General features: G+C 40.1%; 6 protein-coding genes and 1 pseudogene. All 7 read left to right on the top strand.

Features of this window, described 5'->3' with window-relative positions:
• Positions 1–67 precede the first annotated feature (67 nt).
• The 7 genes and pseudogenes from HCX49_RS09410 to HCX49_RS25815 all read left to right on the top strand — a co-directional run bounded on the left by HCX49_RS09410 (position 68) and on the right by HCX49_RS25815 (position 13,724).
• A complete protein-coding gene (locus HCX49_RS09410; protein ID WP_168126884.1) occupies positions 68–3,193 on the top strand; it encodes a SusC/RagA family TonB-linked outer membrane protein in 3,126 nt (1,041 codons plus the stop codon).
• 12 nt (positions 3,194–3,205) lie between these two features.
• The gene (locus HCX49_RS09405; RefSeq protein ID WP_168126883.1) at positions 3,206–5,062 is read left to right on the top strand and encodes a RagB/SusD family nutrient uptake outer membrane protein; all 1,857 of its coding nucleotides are present in this window, start codon (positions 3,206–3,208) and stop codon (positions 5,060–5,062) included.
• Positions 5,063–5,073: 11 nt separating this feature from the next.
• The gene (locus HCX49_RS09400) at positions 5,074–5,751 is read left to right on the top strand and encodes a DUF3823 domain-containing protein (protein WP_132773873.1); all 678 of its coding nucleotides are present in this window, start codon (positions 5,074–5,076) and stop codon (positions 5,749–5,751) included.
• Between the two features lie 76 nt (positions 5,752–5,827).
• Positions 5,828–7,750: a family 43 glycosylhydrolase gene (locus HCX49_RS09395; protein ID WP_206368344.1), complete on the top strand. Its 1,923-nt coding sequence runs from the start codon at positions 5,828–5,830 to the stop codon at positions 7,748–7,750.
• 47 nt (positions 7,751–7,797) lie between these two features.
• Positions 7,798–9,741: a glycoside hydrolase family 97 protein gene (locus tag HCX49_RS09390; RefSeq protein ID WP_132773871.1), complete on the top strand. Its 1,944-nt coding sequence runs from the start codon at positions 7,798–7,800 to the stop codon at positions 9,739–9,741.
• A 27-nt stretch (positions 9,742–9,768) separates the two neighbouring features.
• Entirely contained in the window at positions 9,769–12,270 is a 2,502-nt protein-coding gene (locus HCX49_RS09385; RefSeq protein WP_168126882.1) for a sugar-binding domain-containing protein, read from the top strand.
• An 84-nt stretch (positions 12,271–12,354) separates the two neighbouring features.
• A pseudogene (locus tag HCX49_RS25815) lies at positions 12,355–13,724 on the top strand (IS3 family transposase).
• Positions 13,725–14,426 lie beyond the last annotated feature (702 nt).

Raw genomic sequence — 14,426 nt, 5'->3', positions numbered from 1 at the left:
TCAAGAAATTATCTAAAATTGGCAAGATCGTAGGTAACCAAAATCAGTTATTGAAAACGAATAAATTATGAAAAACTTAAAGATTCTTTACTTATATGTTTTTATGAGTTTAATATCCATAATGACATATGCACAAACTAAAATTACGGGGCAGGTAATTAACAAGGACAAGGAGCCGATTGTAGGAGCCAGTGTGCTTGTTGAAGGAATGCCCAATTTAATAACCAGTACAGACAATACTGGTCGATTTCAACTGCATGATGGAAAAGGCTATTTAGTGATCACTTATGTCGGATACAAAACACAACGTATTGCGATTGGCAACCAGACTAACTTTTCGGTTGTGTTGGAAACGAGTGATCAATCTTTGGACGAAGTTGTGGTCGTGGGTTACGGTACGCAATCCAAACGGAATATCTCTGGCGCTGTCAGTAATATCAAGTCAGATGATATTGTACGTACTTCTTCTACGACAGCTGCAGGAGCTTTGGCAGGCAAAGTACAAGGTATCTCCGTCCGTGGAAAAGACGCTCGTCCTGGGAGAGGAGCAGCAATTGAGATTCGTAATATGGGAAATCCGCTTTATGTGATCGATGGTATTTCCTATGGCGGTCAAACAGGAACGGATTGGGTTGGAACACAAAACGGTTCTGGAGCAGATATGTTCAATGCCTTAAATTTGGAAGATATCGAAAGTATATCGATCTTGAAGGATGCTGCTGCTGCAATTTATGGATTTAGAGCAGCGGGTGGTGTTGTTTTAATCACGACAAAAAAAGGAAATAAGGGCGGAACTGCAAAAGTAAATATCAATGGCTATCAAGGCTGGCAAAATCTAACTCGTTTTCCTGAATTAGCCAATGCAGCGCAATATACCCGAGGTCTTGTGGAAGCGGCTCAAAATGAAAACAAAGATCCAAATGCGGTATATACACCCCAAGAACTTGAAAAATGGCAAATGGGGACAGAGCCCGGCTACAAAAGTTATGATTATTACGACATGATTATTCGTAAGAATATACCACAACGCTACATCAATGCGAATATGACAGGAGGGAGCGATAAGTCTAATTATTTTCTTTCAGTTGGACACCTGACACAGGATGCGATGATCAAAGACTTTAATTACAAGCGTACCAATTTGCAAGCCAATATGGAAGCGACTGTTTTGGAAGGATTGACAATAGGTACACAGATTTCAGGAAGGCATGAAGGAACACAAGATGTGGGTCTGCCAGGAGGAGATGGCTATTTTTCATCTATTTTGGCGATGTTCAAAAACAGGCCTACTGTAGCACCTTACGCTAATGATAACCCTAAATATCCGAATCATACTAACGACTTTGCTTATAATCCAGCAGTTTTTGATCGTGATATTGCGGGCTACAAGGACAATAAATATTTGGCAGGTAATGTAAACCTATTTGCCTCCTATAAAACAAAATTTGGTCTTTCTGCTAAAGGAACTGTGTCGTACAACTATACCAATAATAAATTTGATGGTTTCCAGTATACTTATGATGTGTATCGCTTTGAAAACGATGAATATAAAGCTACAGGAGGCACACGTTCTGGATGGCGTTATGATACCAATCGGGATATTGTTTCGCGCTCGGCGCAATTCCTAATTGATTACAATAAAAATATCGGTCATCATGCCCTTTCAGGTACATTAGGATATGAACGTTCGGATTGGGTACGTACGATCCGCTCATTAGGAGCAAATCCAACGAACAATTACATCCCGATAATGCGACTCGCTGAAGTTAATGACCTTGGAGATGATTGGTCTTATGAAGCTCGTGCAGGTTACATAGGTCGATTAAACTATAATTACAAGGGTAAGTATTTAGTTGAGTTATTAGGTCGATACGATGGTTCATACTTATATTATAAGGATCGCCGTTGGGGATTTTTTCCGGGAGCATCTGTCGCATGGCGAGTATCGGATGAAAACTTTTTTGAACCCTTGAAAAGTGTTGTCACAGACTTCAAAATTCGGGCATCTGCAGGACAAACAGGTTTGGAAAATGGCGTCAATATGCACGGCTATCTAGCAGGCTACAATTGGTCTCAAGGAGATGCGATTCTTGATGGTAATTATGTGACAGGTGTGCAACCACGTGGTGTTCCTATCAGAAATCTATCATGGGTGAAGAATACCACTTACAACATCGGGCTGGATGCAGGTTTATTTGGTAATAAATTGACGCTGACAGCTGATGCCTTCCAGATTATCCGTACTGGATTTCCGGGTAAACGTTATGATGTGTTATTACCTGATGAGATCGGATATGCGCTACCTAATGAGAATCTGGGTAAGAATGGATACTATGGAGCTGAAGGTATGATCACTTATACGGATAAAATCGGTGAATTGAATTATGTGGTGAGTGGAAATGTTACCTATTCTCGTTTTAAGAATATCGAATCTTATAAACCGCGCTTCAGCAACTCCTGGAACGAATACCGGAATTCAAACGAAGATCGTTGGGGAGGTGTATGGTGGGGCTACCAAGTTGTCGGCCGCTTCCAATCGGAAGAGGAGATTCGCAATCATCCAATTAACAATGATGGTTCAAATAACCGGAACCAACTGCCTGGAGATTTTATCTACAAGGATGTTAATGGTGATGGTGTGATTAATAATCTGGACGAACGTCCAATCGGTTATCAAACCGGGTGGGCTCCGATTATTTCATTTGGAGGACGAATAGGACTAAATTGGAAAGGTATTGATCTGAATGCTGATTTATCCGGAGGAGCGATGCAATCATGGTTTCAAGATTACGAATTGCGCAATGCATTCCATGGTGGCGGAAATTCACCAGCATATCTCTTAGAAGATAGATGGCATCGTACTGATCCTTATGATGCAAATAGTGAATGGGTATCAGGATATTATCCTGCACTACGTAATGGTAATTCTGGACCTAATCATAGAAATAGTGATTTTTGGTTAACAAATGTTCGTTATTTAAGAATCAGAAATCTTGAGCTTGGCTATAATTTTTCTAATGATCTCATCAAAAAAATTAAAGCTGAGAAAATCCGAGTGTATGTCAATGGTTCTAATCTATTTTCCTTTGACAACGTGAAGAAATTTCAGATCGATCCAGAGATTGAAGCTGCGGCAGCAGTGGTATATCCGCAGCAGCGCGTATTTATGGTTGGGTTCAATTTAACATTTTAAAGAAAATCAACAATGAAAAAATTATATACTTGTTTAGCGCTGTTTGTCTGCCTTGGATTTGGAGGTTGTAAACACGACAATTGGTTAGATCGAGATTCAAAAACATTAATTACTGACGATCAACTTTGGAATGATCCAAAATTGCTGACTTCGTTGATGGCAAACTATTATAACCGTTTACCGACGTTACATGGTGTTTTCAACAGCGGAGGAATGACTGAGCTGGACGATGCCATGTGGTCTGGGCACCGTGATCAGAATGGACGCAATGATTTTCAATTTGGGGATGATTATGGACGCTATTGGGATTATGGATTGATTCGAGATATCAACCTTTCGCTAGAAAATATAGAAACTTTGGGTCTCCAACTAACGGAAACAACAAAAAAACAATATATAGCTGAAATGCGCTTTGTCCGCGCGCTTGTTTATTTTGAAATGGTAAAACGTATGGGTGGAGTTCCTATCGTGACAAAACAGATGATTTATGACTTCAGTGGTGATCCAACACCGCTTCAGTTGCCCCGAGCAAAGGAGCATGAGGTTTACGATTTTATTTACCAAGAGATGGAAGCGATTAAAGAAGATCTCGGAAATAATGCGACTAGTAAAACCAGAGCCAATAAATATACTGTTCTAGCTGTACAGAGTAGAGCCATGTTATATGCAGCATCCTTAGCCAAATATAATGGGCTGATGGCTGAACCTGTAGTAACAGCAGGCAATGAAGTCGGTATACCTGCGGCTATGGCCAGCGATTATTATCGTAAATCATTGGCCGCTTCTAAAGAACTTATGAGCGGTCCTTTTACCTTGTTTAAAGAGAACCCTGACAAAGGCGTTAATTTTTACGAAATGTTAAACAAAAAGACTGGATCTGAAGTGATTTTTGCAAAGGATTTTGCTGTGGGTCTTAAAGTTCATCGATTTGCGCATGAAAATATTGTCAAAAGTTTAACGGAGGATAATGAAGCCACCTCTGGAATCTCGCCTTCGCTTAGCTTAGTGGAAAGTTTCGATTATTTAGATGGTCGAAAAGGAACATTACAGGATCGTGATGCGAATGGAAACTATATTGCTTATGCACATATTGATGATATTTTCAAAAATAAGGATGCACGATTATATGGTACCGTCATTTACCCAGGAAGTTCCTTCCGAAATACAGCAGTTAGTATTCAAGCAGGAGTTGCTACTTGGCAAAATGGGGCGTACCAACTTGTCACCGCGCCAGAATTGGGGGAGCAATTGGGCGATGAACTTGGGACAGCAAATGCAGGTGGATTATGGACTGGTTTTGACGGCCCCAAAGATGATGCACAGGATGTGAGTAATACAGGATTTTACATCCGCAAATTTGTTAGTGATGCACCTGCTGCTAGTGCTAGAGGTACTTCGGCTGCAAATTGGTGGCCTTGGTTCCGTTTAGGTGAAATTTATTTAAACGCCGCGGAAGCAAGTTTTGAACTCGGTCAGGTTGGCGAGGCCACGCAATATATCAATACCTTACGTGAACGTGCTGGATTTCCAGCAAACAGCATCAGCACATTGACGATGGAGATCATCCGTAATGAGCGTCGGGTAGAATTGGCTTTTGAAGATCACCGGTTTTTTGATTTAAAAAGATGGCGTTTGGCGCATATCATTTGGAATGGCGCTGAAAATGATCCTAATGCTGTGGTACGGGGCTTATATGGATACCGTGTAGTGCGTCTAGGCCATGCAGATCATGGGAAGTTTATCTATGCACGTGTCAAACCTAGTCGTTTCCGTAGAGCACGATTCTTTCGTTTAGCAAATTATTATTCTGCTATTGAGCAAAAGGTATTGGACAATAATCCAAAAATTGTTAGAAATCCGTTGCATTAATTTATTGAATTATGAAAAAGAATATTTTAACTCTACTAACCGCTACACTAGGTTTTTTGGCTGTTGGTTGTGAATATGATAATTTTGAAGCTCCTAAAGAATTTTTATCTGGCAAAGTGGTCTTTGAGGGCAAGGCGGTTGGTGTAAGAAATAACGGTACTGAACTGGAGCTATGGCAGGACGGTTATCCCTTAAAATCAGCTATCCCTGTATTTATTAATCAAGCAGGAGAATTTTCTGCAAATCTGTTTCGGGGCAAATATAAATTGGTTCGAAAAGGAAATGCGCCTTGGCTACAGCAATCGACTGATACAATTCTCGTAAACGTGAATGGAAATACGGTGCTTGATGTGCCGGTAACGCCTTATTTCGTCATTGGAAATGAAAGTTTTCAGGTTGCCAATAATCAAATAGCGGCAACCTTCACGGTTAAAAAAACGACCGAATCGGCTAAACTCGATCAAGTGAAACTTTTCTTGAGTAAATCTATTTTGACCGATCATGTTCTTTCTGATCAAGATATTAATGTTGATCTTCCACAAGTCTTATTCGGTACTGAAACGCGCATCACGAGACAATTGTCTGATAAATTCAAAGGGCAGGCATATATCTTTGTGCGTATCGGGGTGAAATCTTCATCTGCTGGAGAGTATATTTATACTCCGGTACAAAAGATCATGCTTAATTAAAGTATGTTGTTCTATTTGTAAATTCGTGAAATGCATGCTCAACCTAATTTTATTTACTCTATAACTTAAATCTTACATGAACAAAAGAAAATGGCAATTGGCCAGCATCTTAATCACTTTTTTTACAGTTAGTATGATGGGGCCAGCCATCGGACAGGAATATAAATCTGGTCCTACGGAAAAAGACTTTGTGGGCTATTTATTTGCTTATTTCAAAGGCAATGCAGTAGCTGATGAATCGGTTTGTTTTGCGGTTAGTACGGATGGCTATACTTATCGCGCCCTCAATAACAATCAACCTGTGCTGGACTCAAAGCTTATCAGTACAACTGGTGGAGTGCGCGATCCGCATATCTTAAGAGGGGAGGATGGTAAGTCTTTTTACATGGTATTGACGGATATGACCTCATCGAAAGGCTGGGATTCTAATCGTGCTATGATATTATTAAAATCGGACGACCTTATTCATTGGAAACATAGTGTAATTAACATCCAAGATCGGTTTAAAGGTAATGAAAGTTTGAAGCGCGTTTGGGCTCCACAGACGATCTATGATCCTGCTGTTGGTAAATATATGGTTTACTGGTCGATGAAGCATGGCGACGGTCCTGATATCATTTATTATGCTTATGCTAATCGTGAGTTTACCGATTTGGAAACAGAACCAAAGGTGTTGTTTATGCCTAAAAATGGTAAATCTTGTATCGATGGAGATATCATCAATAAAAACGGACTTTTCTATATGTTTTATAAAACAGAAGGGCATGGTAACGGTATTAAATTGGCTATAACAGATTCGCTTACTTCGAGCAAATGGATCGAACAACCGGGCTATAAACAACAGACTAGAGATGCTGTGGAAGGATCAAGTGTGTTTAAACTTAATCAGTCTGATCGTTATATTTTAATGTACGATGTATATGGGAAGGGCAAGTACCAGTTTTGTGAATCGGTTGATCTGGATCGCTTTAAAGTAATCGATCATGAGGTTAGTATGGATTTTCATCCGAGACATGGTTCAATCATTCCATTATCCAGAAGTGAATTTAAAGCCGTTACTGAGCGTTGGGGAACACCGGCAGACATCAAATTGGTAACTAGAAAAAATCCGATATTGGATGGTTTCTATGCCGATCCAGATGTGTTATATTCAAATAAAACAAAGAAATATTATATCTACCCAACTAGTGATGGATTTGACGGTTGGGGTGGTTCTTATTTTAAGACTTTTTCTTCCGTTGATCTCAAAGAATGGAAAGATGAGGGTGTTATTCTGGATTTGAAAAAAGATGTGCCTTGGGGCCCGCGCAATGCCTGGGCTCCAACGATAGCGGAGAAAAAAATAAAAGGGGATTATAAATATTACTATTATTTCACAGCAGCGCAAAAAATAGGCGTTGCTGTTGCTGATCTACCTACTGGACCTTTCAAAGATTCGGGAAAACCATTGATCGATTTTAAACCAGCAGGAATTAATAAGGGACAAGAAATAGATCCTGCTGTTTTTAATGATCCGAAATCGGGGAAAAGCTACTTGTATTGGGGCAATGGTTACCTCGCTGTTGCGGAACTGAATAAGGATATGGTATCCATCAAACAAAATACGACAAAGACATTAAAGATTGATGGTACATTTCGTGAGGGTGTCTATGTGATCTATAGAAATGGCACGTATTATTTTTTATGGTCTGAAGATGATACCCGCAGTGAAAACTATCGGGTACGTTATGGAACATCTTCTTCTCCTGTAGGAGAGATCCATCTTCCTGAAAACAATATTGTGCTTGAAAAGGATCCGTCTAAAGGAATTTATGGTACTGGCCACAACTCCGTACTTCAAATACCGGGTACTGATGAATGGTATATTGTATATCATCGATTTAATTACCCTGACGGTATACACATGGGAGATGCAGCAGGTTACAACCGTGAAGTATGCATGGATAAATTATCATTTGGAGCTGATGGAACCATTAAAAAGGTAATTCCTACACACTAGTTGGATTTACGTTCTTAATAATTTTTACACAAAAAACTTACACTATAATGAAATGCTTACTTATTGTCACTTTTCTCAGCTTGAGCTCACTGTTGAGTTTTGCACAAAATGTGACTGTTTCTGGACCCGATAAACGATTAGTAGTCAATTTGTCTTTAGAAAATGGTCATCTCTACTATGATGTTCAGTTGGATGGAAAGGCAATGCTTGAAAAATCTGCACTTGGATTAAAAGGTCGTCAGGTTGATCTATCGAGCAATTTAAAACTGGTGGATCAGCAGTATAATAAAATTGATGAGCAGTATGAGGAACAGAAGATAAAACGTAGACAGGTACATTATCAGGCAAATGAGTTGATTTGCAAATTAGAAAATGGAAATAAACAAGCTTTACATGTCATATTTAGGGTAAGTAATCATGATATTGCTTTTCGTTATCACGTGCCACAGGTAGGTGAAGCAGCTAATTTATATATCGAAGAGGAATTGAGCTCTTTTAAATTCCCGAATGTAACAACAACTTTTCTAACTGCTCAAGCACCACCCATGTCTGGCTGGATGAAGACGAAGCCAAGTTATGAAGAGGAGTATGTGGCAGATGAGCAATTGGGTGCTCCTTCCAAGTATGGCTATGGTTTCAGCTTTCCGGCATTATTTCACGTCGGAGATCGCGGTTGGGTACTTGTTTCTGAAACAGGTGTAGGAGCACTGTACTGTGGATCTAAGTTGAGTGAAGGAACAAAAGATGGTCAATATAAGATTGCATTTCCGGAGATCGGAGAAAATAATGGCATAGGGAGCGCTAATCCTGCAATTGCATTACCAGGCAATACACCGTGGCGTACACTGACTGTCGGAAGTACGCTAAAACCTATTGCAGAAACCACCATCGCGTTTGATGTGGTTGAACCCATGTACAAAGCTTCAAAAGAGTATAGGTTTGGACGTTCAACTTGGAGCTGGCTGGAGTGGCAGGATGGCAGTATTAATTTTGAAGATCAGAAGAAATTTGTAGATATCTCTGCTACGATGGGTTATGAATTTGTTTTGGTCGATAATTGGTGGGATAGCAAAATCGGACGCGATAAAATTGAAGCCTTGATTGACTATGGAAAAGATAAAGGTGTCGGAATTTGTTTGTGGTACAATTCCAATGGTTTTTGGAATGATGCACCACAAACACCTAAAAATATGATGAATACAGCTGTCGCTCGAAAAAAGGAGATGGCTTGGATGCAAAGTGTTGGTATTAAGGGTCTAAAAGTTGATTTTTTTGGCGGTGACAAGCAGGAGACTATGAAGCTTTATGAAGATATTCTATCCGATGCGAATGATCATGGTTTATCCGTTATTTTCCACGGATGCACGTTACCACGAGGCTGGGAACGTATGTATCCTAATTTTGTGGGGAGTGAGGCTGTACTCGCTTCTGAAAATTTGATTTTCACACAACATGCTAATGATACCGAAGCTTTTAATGCGAGTTTACATCCGTTTATTCGCAATACTGTAGGCTCAATGGATTTCGGTCCCGTTCTTCTTAATAAAAGACATAATCGGGAGAACAATGGAGGAATGATACGGAAGACGACAGAGACATTTCAATTGGCTACTGCCGTGCTATTTCAGACCCCTGTACAAAATTTCGGAATCACACCCAACAATCTAACCGAGATGCCCGCACATGTTATTGATTTTATGAAACAGGTACCCACGATCTGGGATGAGACTGTTTTGATTGATGGCTATCCCGGCAAATATGTCGTTTTAGCGCGGAGGAATGGTGACCGTTGGTACATAGCCGGTATCAATGCAGAGAAAAAAGTAAAAGAATTAACTCTTCATTTACCAATGCTTTCGGGCGAAAAGTGGGAATTGCACCAAGATAATAAGGATCGGTCACCACAGCATAACGTGTTGCCTGCGCCAAAAGGTAAACAATTAAAGGTGACACTTCAGCCTGATGGTGGATTTATCATAGTAGGACAATAAATACATAACCTTTTAATTTGCTTAAAGATGCTTCGAATAGTAAAACATATCATCTTGCTTATCCCGATCTTTTTGTTTGGATCAAGATCTTTATTTGCGCAACTGGGATTTGGAAGTAGCGAGAAAATAAATGGAGACTGGCAGTTTCATCTTGGAGATTTGGATATAACCAAGATAAATACGCTGTCTTCTTCGGCTTGGCGGTCGGTTCAACTGCCTTATGATTGGAGCGTGAAATATCCACTAAGTCCAAATTTGGCCAGTGCTACAGGTTACTTACCAGGAGGAATCGGCTGGTATCAAAAAAAAATGATCATTCCTATCGCAGATCAAGGTAAAAAGTTATACCTCTATTTTGAGGGGGTATATAACCGGAGTGAGGTATTTGTTAATGGAAAATCTGTTGGTAAACGCCCTTATGGCTATATCTCGTTTTCATACGATGTATCTTCTTTAGTCGAATACGGCAAAGAAAATACAATTGCGGTAAAGGTCGATCACAGTCATAGTGCCGATTCGAGATGGTATACTGGATCTGGCATCTATCGCGATGTTTGGATTGTAAAGGCTAACCCTGTACATTTAGAACAATGGGGTGTATATGCCTACCCAGCAGTGAAAGGAAATCAAGGAAACTTACACGTAGAGGTAGCACTTGTGAATGAAACAAGTGCGGCTACAGCGGTTGAATTAGTACAAGAATTGATTGATGAATCCGGGAACACTGTCGGCAAAATTGTTAAAAAAACAACAATTTCTCCCAATGGCCGCATATCAGTACCCGTGAAGATAACGGTTAAGAATCCGAAATTATGGAGCTTGGAGCAAGCGAATCGTTATAAGTTAAAAACAGTGGTGCTGCACCATGGCAAAGAGATCGATCGTTCGGAGGTGAAAACGGGTTTTCGGACCTTGGCTTTCGATCCTGATCAGGGTTTTGCTTTAAATGGAAAATGGACAAAAGTAAAGGGGGTATGTATTCATCATGATGCGGGTGTATTGGGAGCTGAATTTTACCCCGAAGTATGGCGCCGTAGATTGCTGACTTTAAAGTCGCTGGGTGTCAATGCAATCCGAACCAGTCATAATCCACAAGCAACTTCATTGTATGATCTCTGTGATGAATTGGGCCTTTTGGTGATGAATGAAGCCTATGATGAATGGGAATATCCAAAGCGTAAATGGATAGCTGGTTGGAATGTGGGAACAGCAGGATTTGAAGGTGCATACGATTTTTTTGCAGATTGGGGTGAACGTGATCTTGCAGATATGGTGAAAAGAGATCGCAATCATATTTCTATTTTTGCTTGGAGTATCGGCAATGAAGTTGACTATCCAAATGATCCTTATTCTCATCCTATTCTTGATGGAAGTCAAGGGAATGGATTTACACAGCCTATTTTTGGAGGCTATAAAAAAGATGCTCCTGATGCCATGCGGTTGGGAGATATTGCTAAGCGATTGGCTGCTGTTGTTAAAAAATACGATACCAGTCGACCCGTTACTGCTGGACTAGCAGGTGTTGCGATGTCTAATGAAACGGAATATCCAGGAGTGTTAGATATTGCAGGATATAATTATACAGAAAGCCGTTATCAGGAAGATCATAAGCGCTACCCTAAACGAGTCATATTTGGTAGTGAAAATAGACATGATCTTGCTGCTTGGAAAGCTGTTCAAGAGAATAATCATATTTTCGGCCAGTTTCTATGGACTGGAATTGATTATTTGGGCGAGTCTGGTCGTTGGCCATCAAGAGGCTTTTATTCTGGCCTATTAGATTTTGCGGGATTAATTAAACCGAGAGGATATTTTCGTCAAGCCTTATGGTCAGAAAAACCAATGGCTTACTTAGGAACTTATGCCTTAAAAGGTGAGGTTGGTAAAACTGATGTGTGGTCGGATCTCGAAGCTGAAAGGGGGCAACGTAAAAATGAAGCTCCATCGATGGATGCTTGGCCTATATGGAACTATCGGGAAGGTCAATTGATACGTGTTGTCTGCTATACGAATACCGCTTTTGCAAGATTAGAACTAAATGGTAAAGTTGTCGGTGATATCAAATCGTATAATGAAGAACAGGGCATTGTTTATTGGGATATCCCGTATGCAGAAGGGAGATTGGAAGTTATTGGATTTGACAAGGAACAAAAGGAGCTGGTACGTCAAGTTCTAGAAACATCCGGACGTTCTCATGCCTTAGCGATCATCTCAGAATCTTCTGTTTCGGCAAGAACTGGCGACGTGATTCAAGTGGAACTGCAGGTGGTTGACAAAAACAACAGACCTGTTGTGCTGGCAGATGATGAGGTTACCTGCAGGATCGTAGGTGCCGCTAGGCTTTTGGGACTGGAGGCTGGAAACAACAGTGATATGACAGACTATACTGATAATAGACATCGCGTATATCATGGCAAAATGATTGCTTACATTCAATTGAATCCTGGGCAAGGAAATGTTTCTGTCCAATTTTCAGCACCATGGCTTGAAAATACTTCGATGCTCATTCAGCGTAAGGAGAATAGGTAGTATTATTTACTGGGAGTCAAGAAAGGCTGTTTCATCATAAATGCAGTGCCCCCAAAAAGTTAGACACTTTCTGGGGGCATTTTTATGAATAAGAAAAACAAGCACAGTTTTGAATTTAAGTTGAGCTGTGTTAGACAAATGGATGAGCATTATCGTTCTGCAAAGTCTTTGGGAGAAGAATTCGGGATTACGTATTCTTTGTTTGAGACCTGGTACAGAATATATAAGTATCAGGGGGAATCGGGGCTACTTCCCAGGAAAGGGAAAAGACACTTTAGTGCTTCTTTTAAGCTTTCTGTCCTTACCGCAATCCGAGAAGAAAGTTTATCTTTGAAAGAAGCCCGTGTACGCTTTGACCTTTCCTCGGATGCCCATATCATTGAATGGCAGAAAAGGCTGGACAAGTTCGGTCCAGAAGGATTGGAGGCACGGCCAAAAGGAAGACCCCTGATGACAAAGAAAGCAAATCCGCAGATCAAGCGAAAAGTTAGAAAAATGAATAAAGCGCTCACGCGTGAAGAGGAACTTTTGCAGGAGAATGAGTATTTACGTGCAGAAAATGCCCTGCTAAAAAAGCTCAGCGCCTTAGCTCAAGCCGAAAACAAGCGAAAGCCATAATGGAGCTAAGGCATCAATTTGATCTTGATATCCTGCTGAGTTGCGTTAAGATGGCATGAAGTACTTTCTATTATCATTCCAAGAAGGAGGGACAAGCAGATAAATACGAACAGGTCAAAGCGCAAATCAACAAAGTTTACCATGTACATAAGGGCCGCTTTGGCTATCGCCGCATTACCCTGCAGCTCAAACGGGATGGAGTGGATATCAATCATAAGACCATTCTTAGATTAATGAGGGAAATGGGTTTGAATAGTCTGATCAGGATAAAGAAATACAGGTCATACCGGGGTGAACCGGGCAAGATCGCCCCCAATATCCTCAACAGGAAATTCCAGGCTGAGGGGCCTTTGCAAAAATGGGCCACGGATATTACTGAGTTCAAAGTCAAGGAAAAAAAGCTGTATCTCTCCCCAATAATTGATCTGTTCAATCAGGAAGTTATAAGTTATGAAATTACTGACAGGCCGGTCTTTAAAGGGGTAATGGATATGCTCAAAAAGGCACTGCCCAAAGCAAGGGGGGCATCACAACTGCTTTTACATTCAGATCAGGGCTGGCAATACCAAATGCCTAAATATCAACAGTGGCTCAAAGAAAACGGAATCACTCAAAGCATGTCCAGAAAAGGAAATTGCCTTGATAATGCCGTAATTGAAAATTTCTTCGGAATTTTAAAATCAGAACTGTTTTATCTAAAACAATACGAATCAACAGAGAAGTTAAAAAGCGAAATAGAAGATTATATCTCCTATTACAATAATCAACGGATAAAACTAAATTTAAATGGAATGAGCCCGACAGAATATCGAGCTCATTATTACAAATCTAATTAACTAAATTTGTCCAATATTTTGGGGGCAGTCCAAAATGAGACAGCCTTTCTTGTTAAAAAAAATTTTAGAAAGATCGTTGGTGCTCGATAGGTTGATCTTCATAATTGTGCTTTTTCCAAATAAAAATCACGAAATAGTTTCTTTGGTTGTAGACTAAGATTTACTTAATTTTCTACGTAACATGGACAGGGAGCGCATGTGGTTTATCTTGTCGCGGTATGGCTTATGCACAAATCCTTATACTTATTTTATTTCGCCGTACCGAAATGCAAAGTTGTCCTATGGGTTTTTCGTTACGACAGTAGGAAAAATAGAATCCCCGAGATGATTTCTAACAGATTCAATTAAAAATTAGACTTCCCCTAGCTGGATAGGTGGGCTGCGAGAAGTTCTTTTGATCTTGACAAGAGACTAGATAACACTTCCGTTTTACATGCTAAGTAATTAATTATTCTTAATAATGAAATACTATTTCCTTTAAAGCATGTTACGTAGCCATGGTTAATGGCCATTCAGCATTGTTAATAAACCATATCACAATATGAACTACCTGAAGTACAAAGATATATCGCCTCATAGCAATCTATTATGGCGATGGTAAAGAAGCAATTGACCGTAGCGAATAGCTGATCCGCCATGGCGCAAAATGATTAAGCTGCAGCGTGAATACAAGAAGCCATACTGCTATAAGAGTTGGCAAGG

The sequence above is a fragment of the Sphingobacterium sp. B16(2022) genome (genome assembly GCF_012030425.1).
Classification (GTDB): domain Bacteria; phylum Bacteroidota; class Bacteroidia; order Sphingobacteriales; family Sphingobacteriaceae; genus Sphingobacterium; species Sphingobacterium anhuiense.
Note: the sequence above shows the minus strand (reverse complement) of the source record. Positions and strands in the feature narration are given on the sequence as shown.